This is a genomic window from Corynebacterium neomassiliense (genome assembly GCF_900626215.1).
Classification (GTDB): Bacteria; Actinomycetota; Actinomycetes; order Mycobacteriales; family Mycobacteriaceae; genus Corynebacterium; species Corynebacterium neomassiliense.
Window position 1 is genome coordinate 1,738,364 of sequence record NZ_LR131106.1, and the last position, 19,464, is coordinate 1,757,827.

The following is a 19,464-nucleotide window of genomic DNA, read 5'->3' on the forward strand; positions in this document are numbered from 1 at the left end:
GCCCGGTGTCAGGGACGCCCCGACGTACGCGCCATGTCCGCCACGGTCCAGGCCATGGCCGTGGCCCCGTCCGCCAGGGTCTGCTCCGCGACCGGTCCCACGCAGGCGTCAGCGAACTCGGCCTGGTGGTTGAGCACCGGGAAGGAACCCACCCCGATGTACGGGTGGATCGCCGGTACCAGCCATGACACGTTCGCGAAATCGGTCGACGCACGGCACATGTCCGCCGCCGGATCACCGTCAGAGTGGGCGTGCGGACCACCCGGGGCACCCGGGGCAGCCCCGCCACCCTCCACGTGGAGTTCCCGGCCGAGGGCCAGGGCGTTGAGCCGGTAGTACTCCAGGGCGTCCTCGCAGGTCCTCATGTCCGAGTACGGTTTCGACTCGTCACGGATCTCCACGGTGCACCCCGTCGCCAGGGCTCCGGCACGGAAACAGTTCCGCACCTTCTCGGCGGTCTCCTCCAGCTCGTCCATGTCCCCGGCGCGCACGTACCACCGCCCCCGGGTCTTTCCGGGGATCGCGTTGGGGGCGTCCCCGGCGTGCGTGACGATCCCGTGGACCCGCACGGTCGGCGGAAGCTGCTGACGCAGCAGTCCGACGGCGACCTCGGCGACAGTGAACGCGTCAGCGGCGTTGACCCCGCGGGTGGGGTACGAGCCCGCGTGCGACGCCCGGCCCGTGTAGGTGATCTCCCAGTGTCCGACCGCGAAAGGACGGGCACGGACCACGTCGACGGGGGCGGGGTGCACCATCATCGCGAAGTCGAGTCCTTCGAAGGCCCCACGGTCGAGCATCTCGATCTTGCCGCCCCCGCCCTCCTCGGCCGGGGTACCGAAAACCTCGACCGTGATGCCCTGCCCGTCCGGCCCGCCCTGCCCGTCCGGCCCACCCGGCCCACCCAGGCTGTCGGCCACCTCCGCCAGTGCCGCTGCGGCACCGAGGGTCATCGCGGCGATGAGGTTGTGTCCGCAGGCGTGCCCGATGTTCGGCAGGGCGTCATACTCCGCCATCAGTCCCACCCGGAACGGACCGGAGCCCGCGGTGGCGTGGAAAGCGGTGGGCAGACCGACGAAGTTCTCCTCCACGCTGAATCCCCGGTCCCGCAGCCATTCCGCGCACCGGGAGGCTGACCGGAACTCCTTCCAGGCGGTCTCCGGGTTGTCGTGGAGCCAGTCCGACAGCTCCACCAGGGACGGGCGCAGCTGCTCCACCCTTTCCCGGAGACTGGACTTCAGGCGGGAGGTCACGGCGTCCTCACTCATCGCCGGGGACCCCGTACGACGGTGAGGTGGCCGGGTCGATTCCGCGGGTGACGTAGTCGTCACGCTGCGGCAACCAGATCTCCAGCAGGTCGGTGAGGTCGCCCAGCGGATCCTCCGACCAGTCGACCCGCAGGTCGGTCTCCGCCCAACCGGCGGACCGCACGACCGACAGTCCCGCCGAATGCACCGGCCCCGCCTCGCCTCCCTTGTCCAGACCTGCGAGCATCGCGGCGAGGAGGCGGGACTCCAGGTCCCCGGTCACCGCGGTGAACGCGGCGAGCATCGCCTCGGGGACCCCGGACGAGGCGAGCATGTTGCCGGCACAGACGGCGTCCTCCCCCACCGCCGAAGCGTAGGTGCCGAGAGTCCCGGGCCCGGACCAGGCGACCGGTGTTCCGGTCGCACCGAGGACACTGATCTGCCGGTAGTCGAGGGTGGAGTCGGCAGCACGGAGGGTGTCCCACGCCTCCGCGGCGGACGCCCCGGACGCCAGGGCGTCGAGGAGGAACGGACCGAAGCGGGGGTCCGTGATGTTCTGGGAGGCCACCGCGCCCACACCACCGCGCAGGTGCAGGCAGCGGGCGGCGACGGCGGGGGACGAGGAACTCACGGCCATGCCGAAACTGACGCTCCCGTCCGCGGCGGTTTCCCGGGCGACGACGGAAAAGGTCACAGTGCCTCCCTCTCCTTCTCGGTGAGCACGGCGGTGGCGTCGATCTCCACCAGCCACTCCGGGCGGGCGAGCGCCGAGATGACCAGGCCCGTGGACACGGGGTGGACGCCCCGGAGCCAGCGGCCCATCACCCGGTAGACGGGTTCGCGGTAGCGGATGTCGACGAGGTACACGGTGACCTTGACGATGTCGTCGAGGGTCCCTCCGGCCTCCTCCATGAGCATGGCGATGTTCGCCATCGCCTTCTCCGCCTGGGCCTCGACATCGCCGACGCCGACGTTCTCGCGGGTGTCGAGGTCCTGTCCGATCTGTCCGCGCAGGTAGACGACACCTCCGGCGACGACCGCCTGGCAGAGGTCGTTGTCGAGGTTCTGCTCGGGGTAGGTGTCCTTCGTGTTGAACGGGCGGATGCGGGTGTGTTCCATGTCAGTTCTCCTGTGTGTGCTGTGTACCGGCGGCAGCGGGCTCGGGGGTGTAGGCGGCGTAGCCGCGCTGGATGAGGATCTCGTCGACGACGTACTTCGCGTCATGCCAGCAGCCCCAGATGAAGCTGGAACCGCGGCGGGACAGCCACGGCAGTCCCACGAAGTAGAGGCCCGTCGCCGGGCTCACGCCGCGCTGGTGGACGGGGCGTCCCCGGTCGTCGAGGACACCGTCGACATGCAGCCACGAGTAGTCCACCCCGTAGCCGGTGGCCCAGATGACCGTGGTGATCCCCGCGGCGGCGAGGTCGAGTTCCAGCACCGGGTTGACGGCGTCCTCGGGGTCGGGGCCGAGTACGCGTGCCCCGGGTTCTGCGGGCAGGTCCAGACCGTTGGCTTCGATGTAGGCGTCCGCCTCGTCGAAGAGTTCGAGGAGGTTGCGGTCACCGGCGTGGATGTTGGCGGCGAGATCGTCGCGGAAGTGCAGTACACCGTCGGCGTCGCAGCTTTCGGCGCGGCCGACCAGGTGGATACCGTCGGCGGCGAGGTCACGGAAGTCGACGGTGTAGCCGCCGTCGGCACCTGTCACGGCGATGGTGACGTGCTCGGCACCCACCGGAGGTGCGGCCATGTCCCACTTGCCGAGGACGCCGAGCCACCACACGTTGTCGCGGCCCCGGTACCGGCGCGGCGGACGGTCGTGCTCGCCCACGGCGAGGGTGACGTCCCGCCCGGCACGGTTGAGTTCGACGGCGATCTGCAGTCCGGAGGAGCCCGCCCCGACGACGAGGACGCCCCCCTCCGGCAGATTCTCCGGCCTGTCGTAGTCGGCCGAGTGCATCTGCACGATGCCCCTGTCGGTGGCGACACCGGCAGGGATGACCGGCGGGATGACGGGGGTCTGGAAGGGTCCGGTCGCGGAGACGACATAGGTCGCGGCGATCGTCTGCCGCTCCGCCGGGTCGGTGGAGCCGGTGGGCCGTACCGTGACGAGGTAGCCGGGTGCTCCGGGGTTCTTCACCACCTCGGTGACCTCCACACCGGTGGAGACGGGACTTCCGAGCATCTCGGCGTAGTCCTCGAAGTAGCGGGCGACGCGGTCCTTGGGGACGAAGGCGTCGGCCGGATAGGGTTCCGCCCCGGAGGGGGTGGGGGTGTCGAAGGCGAGTCCGGGGAAACGGTCATGCCAGCTGGGCCCGTTGGCGCACAGGGAGTCCCAGCGGCCGGTGCGCCATTTTTCGGCGATGCGGTCACGTTCCAGGACAATGTGGGGAATTCCTGCGGCAGTGAGGTGTTCACTTGTCGCAATTCCGGACTGACCTGCTCCGATGACGAGTACCTCAATGGTCTCCGGTAAATTCTCCGGAAAGTTTTCGCGTTTCATGGAACTATTCTCCGGCCTATTCCCGAGGCATTCAAACATTGCTTTCCGGACTCGTACATCGGTTTTTCTGATTTACATGGTCGTCACATATCGGTTATCCGGATGAGCTTTTTGTTGACGAACTCGTCTGCGGCAAGTAGGCCGAGCTCCCGGGAGGTGCCGGACCGCTTCACCCCTCCGAAGGGCAGCTCCGGACTGTCCGCGAGAACGCAGTTGACGTAGACCATGCCGGCCTCCAGGGCGTCCGCGACCCGGTCCGCCTGCACCGGATCATCGGTGTACACGTAGGAGCCCAGTCCGAAGGAGGTGTCGTTGGCGATACGGACGGCGTCCTCCTCGTCTGCGGCACGGTAGACGACGCCGACCGGACCGAAGAACTCCTCCCGGTAGGCGTCCATCTCCGCGGTGACGTCGGCGAGCACCGTGCCCGGGAAGAAGTTGCCCTGCCGGGTACCACCGGTGAGAAGTGTCGCCCCCTGCGCCACCGCCCTGTCCACCTGGTCCTGGAGCCGGTCCGCGGCCGCCGGGGACGACAGCGGCCCCAGCACCGTACCCTCCTCGGTCGGATCCCCCAGAGGGACGGCCGCCATGCCCTCGGTGAACTTGGCGAGGAAGTCCCGGTAGTACTCCTCGACGACGATGAACCGCTTCGGGGCGTTGCACACCTGCCCGTTGTTGTCCGTGCGTCCCGCGACCGCGGCGTCCACCACCGCGTCGAGGTCAGGGGTGGACAGCACCAGGAAGGGGTCCGATCCCCCCAGTTCGAGGGCGACTTTCTTGAGGTGGCGTCCCGCCTGCCCGGCGACGGCCGAGCCGGCACGCTCGGACCCGGTGACGGACACGCCCTGCACCCTGGGATCGGCGATGATGTCCGCGGCCTGCCCGTTGGTGGCGTAGACGTTGACGTAGGCCCCGGCGGGCAGGCCCGCCTGAAGGTGGAGTTCCTCGAGCAGTGCGGCGGTGCGCGGGCACTGCGGGGCGTGTTTGAGGACGACAGTGTTGCCGAGCACGAGATTCGGGGCGGCGAAACGGGCCACCTGGTAGACGGGGAAGTTCCACGGCATGATGCCGAAGAGGACGCCCAGCGGCGCACGGCGTACCAGTGCCGAACCCTCCCCGACGACGGCGATCGGCTGGTCGGCGGTGATGGTGCCGGCGTTGTCGGCGTAGAAGTCGATGATGTCGGCGGACAGGTCGATCTCCCCGTACGCCTGGTCGAGCGGTTTACCCATCTCCGCGGTGACGGCCCCGGCGAACTCGTCGCGCCGTTGCCTCAGAATCTCCGCACAGCGGTGGACGGCTGCGGCACGGTCGGTGACAGGGACCGTCCGCCAGGTGCGGTAGCCGGATTCTGCGAGGGTGAGGGCCCCGTCGATCTGCCCGTCGGTGAAGGTGTCGTAGGTTTCGCGGACTTCTCCGCTGGTCGGATCGGTGACAGCGTAGGTCATCGGTGTGGTCTCCTGTGGATGTCGGTCGAATGATTCCGGGTGGGTCAGGACTGCAGATCAGGACCCCGGGGGTCCGCGTCCCGGATGACTGCCCGGCAGACCCCCGCGAACGCCCTCGCCTTGGCCGTGAGCCCCTCACCTGCCCGGTAGGCCAGTGACACATTCAGCGGCCGTACCTGCTCAGCCACCGGCACGGCCGCGATCGGCAGACCCGAGTAGGTGTAGTCGTGGTGGGGGACCTGGTTGAGCACCGTGTACCCGTGGCCGGCGGCCACCATCCCGCGGACCGTCTCGAAACTCTGGAACTCGCAGGCCACCGTCGGGGTCACCCCGTGGGAGGTGAAGGCGTGGAGGAAGTACTCCCTGCTGCCCGGCAGGTTCAGCAGGATCAGCGGCTCCCCGGCCATCTCCCGCAGCGAGATCTCCGACCGACCCGCGAGAGGATGGTCCACGCTCAACCCCACATAGGCGGGCCGTTCCTGCAGCGGTTCGAAAGTCACCGCCGGATCCGTGGTGACGTCGTAGACCAGGGCGATGTCGATCCGCCGTTCCTTCAGTGCCTCAAGAGCGTCGGGACAGGTCAGCTCCACGGCATTGGTCCGCATGCCCGGATACTCCTCGGCGAGGCGGGCCCAGATCTGGGGCAGGTAGAACGGGGCGAGGGTGGTGAAGCAGGCGGTCTCCAGGTGGCCGCGCAGTGCGTCAGGGTTGACGGCGTCCACCGCGTCACGCAGTTCCGACAGGATCCGGCGGGCCCGGACGAGGAGTTCACGGCCGTCGGCGGTGAGCTCCAGCCCTTTCGACCGGTGTCTGAGGAACAGTGTCGTCCCGACCCGCTTCTCCAGCTGGGCGACAGACGTGGAGACCGCGGACTGCGCGACGTAGAGTTCCTCGGCGGCCGCGGTCATACTTCCGTGCTCGGCGGCACTGACGAAGTACACCAGCTGAGCCACCGATATTCCCGGATTGGTGAGCATGGGCGCGACGGTACGGAGACCGTGTTGCCGTTTCATTTCGTTGATATTGCACGCGGTCTGCATCATTTCCCCAGATGGGAGTCACCTGATTCCGTTGCCCCGCAGCTGTTGCCGAGCACGTCACCGGTTCCTAGCCTCAGGGTTCATGAGCAGCGAGAACAGCACAGCACCCGCCGGGGACGCGCCCACGGGACCCTACGACCACATCATCGTCGGCGGCGGTACGGCAGGATGCATCGTCGCGGCCCGTCTCGCGTCCCGGGCGGACCGTCCGCGGGTCGCCCTGGTGGAACGGGGCCCGGAGGACACCCACGAACCCCTCGCCCAGGCGATCCGGAACTGGGACCGGATGGTCGACAGCAGGTACGCCGTCCAGCACAGGTCAGTGCCGCAGGCCCGTGGCAACAGTCACATCGACCACACGCGCCTGCACATCCTCGGCGGGTGTTCCACCGCGAACACCATGATCTCCTGGCGTCCTTTCCGCGGGGACCTGCAGGAGTGGGAGGCCCGCGGTGCGGTCGGATGGGGACCGGACCAGTTCCTCCCCTACTACGACCGTCTGCGCACCGCGATCTCGGTGATCCCCCTCTACGACCGCAGTGCCCGGCTCCAGCGCGTCCTCACCTCCGCGGCGACCGCCCTGGACATTCCCGAGGTCGTCGAATGGAACGGGACACTGCCGGACACCCGGTCGGAGTACCACCCCGGCGCGGGATTCTTCGAGATCGGCTACATCCCGGAGACCAACCAACGCTCCAGCTCCTCCAACGCCTACCGGGACCTGCTCACCCGCGCCGGCCTGCGGGGCAACCTCGACCTGCTGACCGGGCACCGGACGGAGAAACTGCTCCTCAGCACCACCGGGGACACCGTGTGCACCGGGGTCCGCGTCACCGGCCCCTCGGGGACGGCCCGGGACCTCAGGCTCGCCGACGGAGGCGAGGTCATCATGTGCGCGGGAGCGTACGAGACACCCAGGCTGCTCATGGCCTCCGGTGTCGGAGACCCGGAGGTACTCTCCGCCGCCGGGGTGGAGACCCTCGTCGACCTGCCCGGGGTGGGCCGCAACCTCCAGGACCATGCGGAGGGGATCGTCGTGTGGGAGACCAGGGGACCCGCAGGTCCGGAATCGGCGACCGGGTGGGACGCCGGGTACCTGTGGGGCAACGCCCACGCCCGGGGAGAGTACAGCGACCTCGACCCGGTGCCTTCGGTCACCACCCATGTCCCTGTCGAAGCATGGGTTGAACAGCTTGTCAGGGCGGGCGTCGACCTGCCGGAACACTATGCGGGGGCCGCTCCGAACGTGTCCCGCCCGGCCAGCAGGGGGCGGGTCTGGATCACGTCACCGGACCAGGACGCCGAACTGCAGATCGACTACGGGTACTTCACCGACGAGGACGGCCTGGACGAGAAAGCCCTCGTCGACGGCGTCCGTAATGCACGCAGGGTGGCGGCCGAGGAGCCCTTCGCCTCCGAGATCGTGAGGGAGGTGTTCCCCGGCCCGGACGTCACCTCGGACGAGGACATCTCCGCGGCGGAGAGGGCGGTCCACCAGACCGTGTACCACCCCTGCGGCACGTGCGCGATCGGAGCGGACTCCGATCCCGGGGCGGTTCTCGACCCTCAGCTGCGCGTCCGTGGGGTGGCCGGTCTGCGGGTGGCGGACGCCTCCGCCATGCCCACCGTGACCTCGACGAACCCTGTGGTGACGATCATGATGATCGCCGAACGGGCCGCCGACCTGGTGAGCGGGAAGTAGCACGGAGGAGAACCCCGGTGACCGGCGCGCGCCGGGGTCTGTCACACCCGTGACCGGTGGGCCCGCGCCCGGGCGACATTCCCGCAGCCTTCACTGGTGCACCAGCGACGCCGCCCGGCCGCCGTCTTGTCGATGAACACGTGCGTACAGGGACTGCGTTCGCACCGCCTCATGCGCCCGGACCATGGTCCGGCGACAGCGTCAAGGGCGCTGTTCGACAACTCCGACAGAAGCGAGGCGAATGACATCCCCTGCGGGTAGGTCAGGTTCCACGCATCTTCCGCAATGACGGGGCGGATCCTCGGCAGTCCCGCGTACTCGTTGAGCAGACACAGATCTCCGCGGTCAGCGACGCCACCGGCCAGTCGGGCCATGACAGTCCGGTAGACCGCACGGCGAAGGTCCGCGAGAACGTCCTGCTCCGCCCGGTTGACGGTCCGCCGCAACGGTGGAAGACCCACCATGTCCAGCCACTCCCCCAGTCGGTCCGGTGAGTAGAGCCGGTCCGCCTCCGCACCTCCCCACTGGGCCACGGTGGCGATGAAGCTCAGTCCGAGGGTCTCCGTGACGAAGACCTTGTCCAGCACCCTGGCAGGTACGGACGTCGGGGCGTCCGGACTGTCGTCGGACGGGTGCCCGCTGAAGACGGCCAGCCGGTCCGGGTGGTGGGGTTCGTGTGTCACCGGATCAACGGTGCCCGTCAGGATCTGTCTCCGCAAGTACCACGGCGCGCTCCCCTGCCTCCACGGAGATGTCGAGACGGTTCTCTGCCGCAGGCAGCGGGCACAGGAAGTGGTCGCTGAACGCGCAGGGGGGAAGATAGGCGTAGTTGAAGTCGATCACGGTGTGACCTGCGGGGTCGGGCCGGTCGACGGACAGGAACCGGAACCGGTGCGTGCCCAGGGCCGTAGAGGCGTCGGAGAAGACCGCCCGGAGACTGCCGTCACCGTCGGCGGACACCTGGAGCCGGTGTTCCGCACCGTCCACAGTGAAACTGACCCACCCCGCGGCAGTGGATTCCGAGACATAGCCGTCAATCGCCGTCACTCCGACGGTCCTGCTGTCAGGGATGAACGTGGCGGGGAGCACCCACCGCCCGGAGGGGGCGAAGGTGTCGATGCCGGTGAATGCCGTCCGGGTCCGGGCTGCCCTGTCAAAGGTCCGCACGGCCCGCCGACCTCCACGTTCAATGACGGTGAGGGTGACGGTGCCGTCGCTGATGCTCTGTCCTGCAGTCAGCTCGACCTCGGACGCGCCGTAGCCTGTGGGCAGGCCGGTACCGGACACACCGTCGACGGTGGTGTGCCACAGGCCGGGGAGACCGTCGACCACCTCCGCACCGGAGTCAGTGGTGGCACTGATCCAGTGGGTGCCGGTCAGGGCTGTCTGACCGGTCGGCCCGGCGACCGATGTCTCCCTGTCGGAGTGCCAGAGCTGCCACTGTTGCTGCCACTGTTTCAGATCGCCGGTCAGGTAGCCGGTCAGGTCGCCGGTCAGGTTGCTGTGGTCTGCGCCGGTGGTCATGCCCTGCCCCCTGTCGCCACCGGGGCTGCCAGCCCCAGTTCCCTGCGCTGCTCCGCCCAACCTTCACGGACCAGTGGAACCACCTCGTCGAGCAGTACACCGGCATGGGCGACGGCCTCGTCCACCGTGTGCTCCGCCGGGTGTATCCCCAGGACAAGTTCGTCGGACAGGGCCAGCGTCGGATCCGAGAGCAGGTCGGCGGCCAGTTCGTCGACGGTTCCCCACACGGCGTTGTCACCGAGGAGTTTCTCCGCCGAGGTCTGGGACTCCAGGGCTCGTCCCACCCGGACATCCTGCGCGTGCCAGCGGGCCGTCCGCTCACTGAAGTCTTTCAGCGCGTCCTCGGAGGTCGGCCCGTCGAACACGGACCGGGACGTGATGACGTAGGGAGTGCGGGAATCACCCCAGGTCTCGGCGAACACCCTGCGGTACTCGGTCACGGAATCGGCCTGGCGGCGGTGGAATGCCCGACGGTTCTCCGGTGTGCGCTCCTCACCGTTGCCGAACCTCTCGAGGATGAGCCCGTCCCCCCTCCTGGCTGCGTTACGGATGGTCCCGATGTTCGAGCTGCCGTGGAAGATCCTGCCACCCAGGTTCCGGTCCGGTGGCCAGACGGAGGCACTGCCGCCCTCGACCTGGTTGCCCTCCAGCGCCCAGTGGAGCCGGTCGATCTTCTCGGTGAAGCTGCGGTCCCTGTCGGAGTCCCAGCCCTCGAAGACGTGGAAAGAATCCGAGGGGACGCCTTTACCGACACCGAGGAGCAGCCGCCCACCAGAGAAATGGTCGATGACGGAGACCTCCTCGGCGACGCGGACCGGGTCGTCGAGCACCAGGGGAAGTACCGCGGTACCGAGGTCGATCCTGTCCGTCACTGCCGCGGCCGCCCCGAGGAAGGCGAACGGTGAGGGCAGTGCCGCCCATCCCGCGTTGAAGTGCCGGGTGGCGATCCACGCGCTGTCGTAGCCCTGTCTCTCCAGCTCCCTGATCAGACGGATGTTGTCGGCGAAGATGGTGGACAGGTCGTCATGCTGGTCAAGGTGGGTGATGAAACCGACGCGCAGCCGGTCACCTGTGCCCGGCGTGCCCAGGGGTGTCAACGTCCCCTGCGAACCTGCCGGTGAATTACTTGACGACGGATAGCTCATTGTTGAAGATCCTTGTCTGGGAGGTGGTCTGGGAGACGGTCTAGGAGGTGAAGAAGGGGGTCGATGACGTGGCGGGGACACTGTCAGACGGTCCGGGGTCGCTGAATGCGACGGCCGTGGCCGGAGCGTCCCCCTGCAGCTCGGGGAGCACGGTGGCGAACAGTTCGATCGACTCGAGGACGTGCTCGTGGGCGACGTGCGGCCCCTGGAACTGGATCGCCGTCTCCTCGGTCCCGTCGAACTGTCCGGTCCAGTAGCTGATCTTCTCGGCGACCTCGTCGGCGGTGCCCACCGCGAAGCTCAGTTTCTCGGCGATCTCGTCGAACTCGGGGCTGTCCGGACCGCCCGTGAACTCGTGGTGCAGGTAGGTCGACGAGTACGCGCGCAGGAACTCCACTGCCCGCTCCCTCGCCAGCTCTGTCGTGGGTGCCACCAACCCTGACCTGAGGTGGATGACCTCCCCTCCGGGAACCGCCGCCCGGTAGTCCGCGTTGAACTTCAGACGCTGCTCCAGCGGGAGGGGCCGCGGAATCATGAGCCGGTAGCCGTGTTCCCTGGCGAGGTCGATGGCGTTGCGCCCCGCCGCAGTCCAGATGACGTCCTTCGCCGGCCGTCCCGGCCGCGGGGACAGTTCCACGCCCCTGTAGGAGTAGAAGTCCCCGTCGAAGTCGATGACTCCCTCATCGAAGGCCTGCCGCAGAATCTCGTGGATCTCACGGGCCCGCGCGGAGGCGTCGTCGGGACTGAACCCGAACACGTCACCGATCTCCGGGAAGGCCATGCCCGTGCCCACTCCCAGGTCGAGGCGTCCTCCGCTGAGAGTGTCCAGCAGGAGTGCGGACTCGGCCAGTCTGACCGGGTGGTAGTAGGGGGCGCACACGATCGAGGTCCCCAGCCGGATGTGTTCCGTGACTCCGCTGATGCGGCTGAGGAAGAGCAGCGGGTCGGGCACTTCACCGCGCGACCGGAAGTGGTGTTCGGTGACCCACACCCCGTTGTATCCGAGGCGGTCACCCAGGACCACCTGTTCCTCGATGTCGCGGTAGAGCTCTGCGGGGCTCTGCCCCGGAGTGGTGTCCCCGTAGTAGAAGAGATCGATTCTCGGCATGGTTCGCCTGCCTCAGTTCGGTTAGTTGTTGATCTGGACGTCGTAGAAGGTGTCGGTGTAGCCGACGAGGTCGAACTTCCACCCGGACACGGCCGGTGTCGTTCCGACGATCTTCTTCGGGATGTAGAGCGGGACAGCGAAACCTTCGTCGAGGATCCGCTTCTGGGCGGTGTGCGCCGCGGCGATCCGGGCGTCCGTGTCCTGCGAGGTGCTGATCACCGAGTACGCCTCGTTGACCACAGGATCGTCGAGCAGTCCGTAGTTGATTCCCGAACCTCCCCCGGAGCGGGGGATCGAGCTGGCCGCGAACGGGGACACCGAGGTGGCGACCTCCGCGAATCCTCGGGAGGCGTCGGCGAGATTGTGCGTACCCTTCGCGATCTCGCTGGTGAAGGAGGCGGTGTCGAACGGGGTACGGACCACCTCGAACCCGGCGTCCTTCAGGGACGCGGCGATGGCCTCACCGAGCTGCTGCCGCTGGTCTGTCTGTACGTAGAGACTGTCCACGTACCATTCGATCCTGAGCCGCTTCCCGTCCTTGACGCGGTAGCCTTCGGAGTCCCTGGACGTGTAGCCGGCCTTGTCGAGCAGCCGTGCGGCCTCATCGGGATCGTAGGACCAGGAGTTCACCAGCGACTCGTCGAAGCTGCCTTCCGGGGGTGTGCCGGGCAGGGTCGTCGACCACGCCTTGTCGTACACGCCGTCGTACACACCGTCGAGGATCGAGTCGATGTCGATCGCGGACCGGAACGCCAGACGGACGTCACGGTTGTCGAAGGGGGCGGTGTTCGGGTTCAACGCCAGGTAGTAGGGGGTGCCGGTGTTGTCCTGGGTGAGGATGCTGTTGCCTGCGGACTCCACCTCGTTGATGTTCAGCGGCGGAACCTGGTCGACGGCGTCGGCCTGCCCGGAGTTCAGTGCCCCGATCCTGGCCTGCGGTTCGGGGACGAACTGGATGTTCACCTCGTCCAGGTACGCCGGGCCGTCATGGCCGGCGGTCTCCGGGGCCCAGTTGTAGTCCTCGTTCTTCTCCAGGACCAGTGAAGACCCCCTGGAGTACTCCGCGACCTTGAACGGTCCGGTGCCGATGGACAGGGTCGGATCCGCACTCAGTTCCGCGGGAGTGTGCTCGCTGAGGACCTTCCCGGAGTACACGGGCCAGTGCGGGGTGGAGAATGCGTGGATCAGACCGGCGTTGGGGCGCGAGAGTTTCACTTCGAGGGTGCGGTCGTCGATGACACGGTTCTCCGCGATTCCGGATGACACGGTGGCCAGATCGGGTTCGTTGAGGGGGCGGTCGAGGTTCTGCTTGAGCACCTCGGCGTTGAACGGGGTCCCGTCATGGAAGGTGACCCCTTCCCGGAGGGTGAAGGTGTAGGTCAGGCCGTCCTCGCTGATCTTCCAGTCGGTTGCGAGTCCGGGGTGGTAGGTGCCGTCGTCTGCCTGGGACGTGATCGTGTCGAAGATGCTCGAGTTGACGGAGTTGGCGTTGAGGCTGGGGACCCTCTGACCGTCCCAGACAGGGGGTTCGGTGTTCGCGAGGTAGGTGATCTCCCGGTTCTGGTCTCCGCCGGAACCGTCACCGTTCCCGGAGCTCTGTCCGGAGGTGCATGCGGTCAGCAGGAGTCCTGCGGTGAGGACGGAGGCGAGGACCGCCAGTGGTCGTTTTCCCATGATTTCTCTTCTTTCGTCTGTGAGTTCTTCCTGCAGGTGACAGCTGCAGGTGGTTAGGGGGCCGGTTGAGCGGGTGGTCAGGTCAGCCGGGGTATGGCGTCGATGAGTTCCCTCGTGTATGCGTCACGTGGTTCGGTGAACACCCTGTCGACGGGGCCTGTCTCCACGACACGCCCCCGGTGCATCACCACGACGTCATCGGCGATGTGCTGGATGACGCCGAGGTCGTGGGAGATGAACAGCATCGACACCCCGGTCTGCTCCTGCAGGTCGGACAACAGGTCCAGCACCTGTGCCTGGACGGAGACGTCGAGGGCGGAGACCGGCTCGTCACAGATGAGGATCTGCGGCGAGGGCGACAGCGCCCTGGCGACGGCCACCCGTTGGCGTTGCCCTCCCGACAGCTGCAGGGGGTGACGGGACAGGTGCTCCTCCCCCAGCCCGACCTGCACGAGCAGTTCGGTACTCCGCCGGCGGACGTCCTGCTTCCGGGTTCCCGCCGCCACCAGGGCCTCGGCCAGCAGGCCCTCGACCGTGTACCGGGGGTCGAAGGAGCTCAACGGGTCCTGGGAGATCAGCTGCATGAGATGGCGGCGGGGACGCCGACGCGCCTCGGGCAGCGCGGACCACGGTTCTTCCCCGACCAGGACTTCTCCGCTGTCGGGACGCTCAAGTCCCAGGACGATCCTGGCGACGGTGGACTTGCCGGAGCCGGACTCGCCGACGATGCCGAGCGTGGTACCACGGGGGATCCGGAAGGAGACCTCCTCCACGGCCGTGACGGACCGGCCGCCCGCCAGGCCGAAGACCCTCCGCAGTCCGGTCGCCTCCACGGCGGTGTCCGGGATGTCGCCACGGTCCCCGTCGCGTCCCCCGCCGGCCACCGCCGGGAAGTGCGCCACCGGGGCCGGGGACAGGCGTTCACCACGTGAGGACGCGGAGGGGACGGCGTCGAGGAGCTGCCTGGTGTAGTCACTCGACGGGTGGTGGAGCACGGTGTCGGGGGTGCCCTGCTCGACAACTTCCCCGGACTTCATCACGACGATGTGGTCGGCGAGTTCGGAGACGACGGCCAGGTCGTGGCTCACCAGCAGCAGGCCGGTCCCGGACGCCTTGAGCCTGGCGAGGAGCCTGAGGACCTGTGCCTGGACGGTGACGTCCAGGGCCGTGGTCGGTTCATCGGCGATGATCAGACGGGGGTCGCCTGCCAGTGCCGTGGCGATGAGGGCACGCTGGCGCAGTCCTCCCGACAGCTGGTGCGGGTACCTGTCGAAGGTGTGCGCGGGGTCCGGGATACCCACCTGTTCCAGCAGCTCCACAGCCCTGTCCCTCCGCCCGGCGCGTGACAGGCCGGTGTGGAGCCGGAGAGTTTCCGTGATCTGGCGTCCCACGGGGACCAGCGGGTCGAGGGAGACCAGGGCGTCCTGGAGCACCAGACCTATGTCCCCGCCACGGAGCCTGCGCCACTGCCGAGCGTTCAACGTGCGGAGGTCGTGACCGGAGAAGTCGAATGTCGTGGCGGTCAGTGCGGCTGTGTCGGGGAGGAGACCGAGCAGGGACTGTGCGGTCATGCTCTTGCCCGCCCCGGACTCCCCGACGAGTGCGGTGCAGGTTCCCGGAGCGACGGTGAAGCTGACGTCGTGGACGACGGGGACTCCGGCGATACTGACGTCGAGGTTCTCGACCGTCACCAGGGGATCGTCAGGAGGCGGGGTGGCCGGGGCGTGTGTCGGTTGTCCCGGTCGGCGGTCATGTCGGGTGGGTGTCACAGTGAACTCCTCCGGGTGATGAAGTGCTGCTGGAGCCAGCGTCCGGTGACGGTGACGGCGATGACCGTGACGGTGATCGCGACTCCGGGCCAGATGGCGACCCAGGGGTTGACTCCCAGGTACTGGCGGGCCTCGGACAGCATCAGGCCCCATTCGGGTGCGGGCGGTACCGCCCCGAGTCCGAGGAAGCTCAGCCCGGCGCCGAAGATGATGCACACCCCCACACCGACGACGGCGTTGACGAGGACAGGGCCGAGACTGTTCGGGAGAACGTGCCTGAGGACCAGGGCCGGGGGCTTCAGACCGAGGATGACTCCGGCCTCGACATATCCCGATCCCCTGATCTGCATGACCTGGGAGCGGACCAGTCGTGCCGACCCCGGGATTCTCCCCAGTCCGACCGCCAGCAGCAGGCTCCACTGCCCCGGCCCGAGGATCGTGATCGTGAGCAGCGCGATGAGAACCTCCGGGAACGCCAGGGCCACATCGAGGATCCGGCTGATGACCCGGTCGACCACTCCTCTGGCGTAGCCGGCGACCACGCCGAGGACGATGCCGCCGACGGCACCTACCGCCGCGGCGCCGAGCCCCAACGATATGGAGTAGAAGGCTCCGTGGACCAGGCGGGAGTAGACGTCCCTGCCGAGCTGGTCGGTGCCCAGCCAGTGTTCCGCGGACGCCGGTGCGAAGGTGTCGGACGGGCTGGTCTCGAGCGGGTCCCGGGTGGCGAGCAGGCCGGGGAACAGCGCCGCGACCAGCAGAACGGCCAGGAGCACCATAGCCAGTGACACGCCTGCCGGGGGTGTACGCCGGTACCAGGGCAGGGCCCCGCCCCGCGGGCCCGTGGACCCGTCCCGGCCACGTCCGACCACGGTGGCGGCATCTACGGGGGCGGTCATCGCCTCTCTCCTTTCAGTCGGGGGTCAATGAGCGGGTACACCAGGTCGACAACCGTGTTGACCAGGACAAATATGAGTGACGCGAGGATGACGAACCCGAGGACCACGGGAATGTCACGGTCCTGGACCGCCATCACCGCCACTCGGCCGATGCCCGGTCGGGCGAAGAGGGTTTCGATGATGACTGTTCCGCCGAGCAGTGAACCGAAGATCATGGAGGACAGGGTGAGGGCGGGCAGGCCGGCATGTCTGAGGACATGCCGGGAACGCAGTGCCCCCTCTCCCAGTCCCCGGGCCCTGAGGCTCTTCACGAACGGTTCGTGCAGGGTGAACTCCATCCGCTCACGGAGAATCTGGGACAGGACGCCGAAGACCGTGGACGCCAGGGTGACGGCAGGGAGGATGAGCGATTCCGGGGTCTCGTTCCCGAAGGCCGGCAGGAGTCTCAGCTGGAAGGAGAAGACGGTCATGAGGATGATGCCGAGCCAGAACGCGGGTGTGGACACGGCGACGAGTTCGATGAACTGGGCGGCGAAGCGGGCTGTCCTGTTCCTGCCCGAGGTCGCCAGGGCGACGGCCACCGCGAGGGTCACGGCAATGAGCATCGCCACGAGGGTCAGCTCGACCGTGGGGGCGAGCTCGGCGGAGAGGACGTCAAGGACCGGGGTGCCCCGCTGGTAGCTGGTACCCAGGTCACCGGTGAGCACACCGCCCAGATAGTCGAGGTACTGCCGCCACGCCGGCTGGTCGAGACCGTAGTCGGCCGCTATCCGTGCCCTCATCTCGGGGGTGGCGTCCTGTATCCCCGACATCAGGATGTCGAGGGGGTCCCCGGGGATGGCCTTCACCGCCAGGAAGGCCAGGGTGGCCGCCGCCCACACGGTCAGGACAATGTCCACGAGCCGCTGGAGAATGAACCGGGGCCAGCCGCCTGCACGGGAAAGTCCCCGTGAACCGGGGGTCCGGTCGCTGAGCGCACCCCTTCCGCTGCCCTGGGTCTGCACCGTCACGGGTGCCTGCGCGGTCATGTCACTCCACCTGTCCACGTACCCGGTAGTTGAACTCGCGGCGGACGGCGTCACGGAGGTCGGCGTCGGCGAGGAAGTCGGCGGCTGTTCCTGCCAGTGACACTGCGGCGTCGATGAGGGCGTCCACCGCGGCAGGTTCCACCGTCGTCTCCGCGAAGGCCGCGTTGTGGGGTGCGACGTCCGGGGAACCGCCCAGGCCCAGTGCCGGGTGGATGGCGGGAATGGTCCGGCTGACGTTGCCCATGTCCGTGGACGGTCCCCCCTGGCGGGTGTGTGCGGGGTAGAGGGGTACCTCGCGACCGCGGTCCCGGAGATGGTCGGCCCAGCGTTTGACCAGTTCGATGTTGTTCTTCATCGGCAGGTAGGCCGGCTCGAAGTCCAGGTCGATGTCAGCGGTGGTGCCGGTCGCCGATGCCGCCGCCTCCAGGACCGTGACGACCCGTCGGGTCAGGATGTCGAGGGTGTCGATCTCGGTCGACCTGACCAGGAACACCGCGGAGGCTGTCTCCGGGACGACGTTCGCCGCCGAACCGCCGTTGGTGATGACGCCGTGGATGCGGTCCACGGGGAGGATGTGCTGCCTCAGCTGTGCCACGGACTGGTAGGCGGTGACCACGGCGTCGAGGGCGTTCAGCCCCAGGTAGGGGCTCATCGCAGCATGGGCGGCACGTCCCCGGTAGGTCACCGCGATGCGTCTGACCCCGCTGGTTCCCGGGCCGTAGACAGGTGACACGGTGTCCCCGACCCCGGGGTGGACCATTCCGGCGGCGTCGACCCCGTCGAAACCGCCGGCACGCAGGATGAGTTCCTTTCCACCGCCGGACTCCTCCGCCGGGGCGCCGATGAAGGACACCCGCCCGCCGATGTCCCCCAGGACGTCCCGGAGGGCAAGGTACGCACCGACACTGATTCCGGCGATGACGTTGTGCCCGCAGGCATGCCCCACCTCAGGCAGGGCGTCATATTCGGCGACGACGGCGAAGTGCGGGGCACCCTCCTGCGGGCCTTCGGTGGCGTACAGGGCGGTGTCGAGGCCGAAGGCACCCACCTCCACCTCTGCTCCGTGGGATTCCAGGAGGTCGGCGACGGCCCTCGCCGACCGGAATTCTCCGAAGGCTGTCTCCGGGTGGTCGTGGAGGTCCACGGCGAGGCGTGCGAGTTCCGGTCGCAGTTCCTCGACCCGGTCACGGATACGGGTGTGGACGCTCTCCGGTGCACCGGAGAAGTGGGAGACGCCGTCGCCCGCATCGTCGCCGGGGCCGCCGGAGCTGTCATCTCCTCCGTCCCGCCGGGATTCGTCGAATGCGAGGTAGGTCTTCAGGGGGTCGACGGAGGTCGTGTGTGCGGTCACTTGTCGTCCTTCACTTGTCGTCTTTGGAGCGGGCGGGGTTGAACGCGGTGGAGGGGTCACAGACCGCGTCCACCGCGGCGGTGATCTCGTCGAGTACCGCATCGTCCAGCGTGAGGTCCGCGGCGGCGCGGTTCGCCGCGAGATGCCGGGGGTCCCGGGACCCCACCACGGCGAGGCTGAGCGGGTGTCTCCCGAAGATCCAGGCCAGGGAGAGGGCGTGGGTGGTGGTACCGAGGCGCTGTGCCGTGGGACGCAGCTGCCGGTGGATGGCGTCGTAGACGCTCCGGGACACGCCCCTGCCCAGCAGCGGCCAGTAGGCGACGAAGGGGATCCCCCTGTCTCCGAGAGTGGTGATGATCTCTCCGTTCCTGCGTTCGACGAGGTTGTACACGCTCTGCACCACGGCCGGGGTTTCGATGTCGAAGACCTCCTCCAGCTGGGCCGGAGTCGGTTCGCTCACTCCGATGTGGCCGACAAGTCCTTCGTCGCGGAGCTCCTGAAGCGCCCCGAGCTGGTCGGCGAGCGGGTAGGCGGGGTCGATGCGGTGCAGGTAGACGAGGTCGATGCGGTCCCGGCGGAGCCGGAGCAGACTGTTGCGGACCTGCTGGCGCAGGTAGTCGGGGTGGCCGAGGACGCCCCACCGGGTCGCGGAGGGACGCAGCATCCCGACTTTCGTCGCCACGAGCACCCGGTCGGAGTTGCCCACCACGTCCCCGATGACGGCCTCACTCACTCCGGGGCCGAGTGAGTCCGCGGTGTCGATGTAGTCGTATCCGAGGTCGATGGCACTGCGCAGCAGGTTCCTGCTCGCGCTGATGTCCTCGGGGACACCCCAGCCGTCTCCGGCGGTCAGTCGTGCCGCTCCGAAGGCGACCCGGGAGACGTTCCTCCCCGCCAGTTCGACACGCTGCGGGCCGACTGTCGCCCCGTCACCCGTCGTGTCCTTGCGCGGTCCGGGCGCAGATCCTTGCGTAATGGGTGACACGTGTTACTTCTTCCGGGAGTCAGCGGGAGGCCGGTCTCCGCCGCCAG

At 68.1% G+C, this 19,464-nt stretch carries 17 protein-coding genes; 1 reads left to right on the forward strand and 16 read right to left on the reverse strand.

From position 1 onward, the window contains the following. Positions 1–8: 8 nt before the first annotated feature. The 6 genes from E0E18_RS07645 to E0E18_RS07670 all read right to left on the reverse strand — a co-directional run bounded on the left by E0E18_RS07645 (position 9) and on the right by E0E18_RS07670 (position 6,169). Positions 9–1,265 carry a M20 family metallopeptidase gene (locus E0E18_RS07645; protein ID WP_130840037.1) on the reverse strand — a complete coding sequence of 419 codons (1,257 nt, stop codon included), beginning with the start codon at positions 1,263–1,265 and terminating at the stop codon, positions 9–11. Further along, positions 1,258–1,938, reverse strand: a complete 681-nt coding sequence (locus E0E18_RS07650; protein ID WP_130840039.1) for a DUF1028 domain-containing protein — start codon at positions 1,936–1,938, stop codon at positions 1,258–1,260. Before E0E18_RS07650 ends, E0E18_RS07645 begins: the two co-directional genes overlap by 8 nt. Continuing rightward, the gene (locus E0E18_RS07655) at positions 1,935–2,363 is read right to left on the reverse strand and encodes a RidA family protein (protein WP_066588507.1); all 429 of its coding nucleotides are present in this window, start codon (positions 2,361–2,363) and stop codon (positions 1,935–1,937) included. The genes E0E18_RS07650 and E0E18_RS07655 overlap by 4 nt, the downstream gene beginning before the upstream one ends. A gap of 1 nt (position 2,364) precedes the next feature. After that, positions 2,365–3,744, reverse strand: a complete 1,380-nt coding sequence (locus tag E0E18_RS07660; RefSeq protein ID WP_110480882.1) for a flavin-containing monooxygenase — start codon at positions 3,742–3,744, stop codon at positions 2,365–2,367. 83 nt (positions 3,745–3,827) lie between these two features. Beyond that, a complete protein-coding gene (locus E0E18_RS07665) occupies positions 3,828–5,192 on the reverse strand; it encodes an NAD-dependent succinate-semialdehyde dehydrogenase (RefSeq protein ID WP_130840041.1) in 1,365 nt (454 codons plus the stop codon). A 44-nt stretch (positions 5,193–5,236) separates the two neighbouring features. Then, positions 5,237–6,169 carry a LysR family transcriptional regulator gene (locus E0E18_RS07670; protein WP_066589906.1) on the reverse strand — a complete coding sequence of 311 codons (933 nt, stop codon included), beginning with the start codon at positions 6,167–6,169 and terminating at the stop codon, positions 5,237–5,239. A gap of 145 nt (positions 6,170–6,314) precedes the next feature. On the opposite strand from E0E18_RS07670, the gene E0E18_RS07675 reads away from it, so the two are divergent. Then, positions 6,315–7,934 (forward strand): GMC family oxidoreductase, encoded by a 1,620-nt coding sequence (locus E0E18_RS07675; protein ID WP_130840043.1) that lies wholly within the window; start codon positions 6,315–6,317, stop codon positions 7,932–7,934. Positions 7,935–7,975: 41 nt separating this feature from the next. Here E0E18_RS07675 and E0E18_RS07680 read toward each other — a convergent pair whose 3' ends face one another. The 10 genes from E0E18_RS07680 to E0E18_RS07725 form a co-directional block, all read right to left on the reverse strand. Next, the gene (locus E0E18_RS07680) at positions 7,976–8,617 is read right to left on the reverse strand and encodes a CGNR zinc finger domain-containing protein (protein ID WP_130840045.1); all 642 of its coding nucleotides are present in this window, start codon (positions 8,615–8,617) and stop codon (positions 7,976–7,978) included. A 4-nt stretch (positions 8,618–8,621) separates the two neighbouring features. Further along, entirely contained in the window at positions 8,622–9,458 is an 837-nt protein-coding gene (locus E0E18_RS07685; RefSeq protein WP_130840047.1) for a DUF1684 domain-containing protein, read from the reverse strand. Then, entirely contained in the window at positions 9,455–10,603 is a 1,149-nt protein-coding gene (locus E0E18_RS07690) for an LLM class flavin-dependent oxidoreductase (RefSeq protein ID WP_130840049.1), read from the reverse strand. The genes E0E18_RS07685 and E0E18_RS07690 overlap by 4 nt, the downstream gene beginning before the upstream one ends. Positions 10,604–10,643: 40 nt before the next feature. Next, positions 10,644–11,711, reverse strand: a complete 1,068-nt coding sequence (locus tag E0E18_RS07695; protein WP_066588525.1) for an LLM class flavin-dependent oxidoreductase — start codon at positions 11,709–11,711, stop codon at positions 10,644–10,646. A 21-nt stretch (positions 11,712–11,732) separates the two neighbouring features. Then, positions 11,733–13,385, reverse strand: a complete 1,653-nt coding sequence (locus E0E18_RS07700; RefSeq protein ID WP_066588528.1) for an ABC transporter substrate-binding protein — start codon at positions 13,383–13,385, stop codon at positions 11,733–11,735. A 77-nt stretch (positions 13,386–13,462) separates the two neighbouring features. Continuing rightward, positions 13,463–15,076: a dipeptide ABC transporter ATP-binding protein gene (locus E0E18_RS07705; protein WP_419866060.1), complete on the reverse strand. Its 1,614-nt coding sequence runs from the start codon at positions 15,074–15,076 to the stop codon at positions 13,463–13,465. 74 nt (positions 15,077–15,150) lie between these two features. Beyond that, positions 15,151–16,053: an ABC transporter permease gene (locus E0E18_RS07710; RefSeq protein ID WP_066588534.1), complete on the reverse strand. Its 903-nt coding sequence runs from the start codon at positions 16,051–16,053 to the stop codon at positions 15,151–15,153. Then, positions 16,050–17,081: an ABC transporter permease gene (locus tag E0E18_RS07715; protein ID WP_078057400.1), complete on the reverse strand. Its 1,032-nt coding sequence runs from the start codon at positions 17,079–17,081 to the stop codon at positions 16,050–16,052. The genes E0E18_RS07710 and E0E18_RS07715 overlap by 4 nt, the downstream gene beginning before the upstream one ends. Before the next feature lies 1 nt (position 17,082). Next, the gene (locus E0E18_RS07720) at positions 17,083–18,432 is read right to left on the reverse strand and encodes a M20 family metallopeptidase (RefSeq protein WP_202616705.1); all 1,350 of its coding nucleotides are present in this window, start codon (positions 18,430–18,432) and stop codon (positions 17,083–17,085) included. Between the two features lie 10 nt (positions 18,433–18,442). Next, a complete protein-coding gene (locus E0E18_RS07725) occupies positions 18,443–19,417 on the reverse strand; it encodes an aldo/keto reductase (RefSeq protein WP_130840056.1) in 975 nt (324 codons plus the stop codon). Positions 19,418–19,464 lie beyond the last annotated feature (47 nt).

What these genes read in the sequence shown, in the direction of transcription:
- E0E18_RS07645 (WP_130840037.1), bottom strand. Translation starts at nt 1,265, where the DNA reads ATGAGTGAGGACGCCGTGACCTCCCGCCTGAAGTCCAGTCTCCGGGAA.
- E0E18_RS07675 (WP_130840043.1), top strand. Translation starts at nt 6,315, where the DNA reads ATGAGCAGCGAGAACAGCACAGCACCCGCCGGGGACGCGCCCACGGGA.
- E0E18_RS07715 (WP_078057400.1), bottom strand. Translation starts at nt 17,081, where the DNA reads ATGACCGCGCAGGCACCCGTGACGGTGCAGACCCAGGGCAGCGGAAGG.
- E0E18_RS07665 (WP_130840041.1), bottom strand. Translation starts at nt 5,192, where the DNA reads ATGACCTACGCTGTCACCGATCCGACCAGCGGAGAAGTCCGCGAAACC.
- E0E18_RS07700 (WP_066588528.1), bottom strand. Translation starts at nt 13,385, where the DNA reads ATGGGAAAACGACCACTGGCGGTCCTCGCCTCCGTCCTCACCGCAGGA.
- E0E18_RS07695 (WP_066588525.1), bottom strand. Translation starts at nt 11,711, where the DNA reads ATGCCGAGAATCGATCTCTTCTACTACGGGGACACCACTCCGGGGCAG.
- E0E18_RS07710 (WP_066588534.1), bottom strand. Translation starts at nt 16,053, where the DNA reads ATGACCGCCCCCGTAGATGCCGCCACCGTGGTCGGACGTGGCCGGGAC.
- E0E18_RS07690 (WP_130840049.1), bottom strand. Translation starts at nt 10,603, where the DNA reads ATGAGCTATCCGTCGTCAAGTAATTCACCGGCAGGTTCGCAGGGGACG.
- E0E18_RS07655 (WP_066588507.1), bottom strand. Translation starts at nt 2,363, where the DNA reads ATGGAACACACCCGCATCCGCCCGTTCAACACGAAGGACACCTACCCC.
- E0E18_RS07685 (WP_130840047.1), bottom strand. Translation starts at nt 9,458, where the DNA reads ATGACCACCGGCGCAGACCACAGCAACCTGACCGGCGACCTGACCGGC.
- E0E18_RS07660 (WP_110480882.1), bottom strand. Translation starts at nt 3,744, where the DNA reads ATGAAACGCGAAAACTTTCCGGAGAATTTACCGGAGACCATTGAGGTA.
- E0E18_RS07670 (WP_066589906.1), bottom strand. Translation starts at nt 6,169, where the DNA reads ATGCTCACCAATCCGGGAATATCGGTGGCTCAGCTGGTGTACTTCGTC.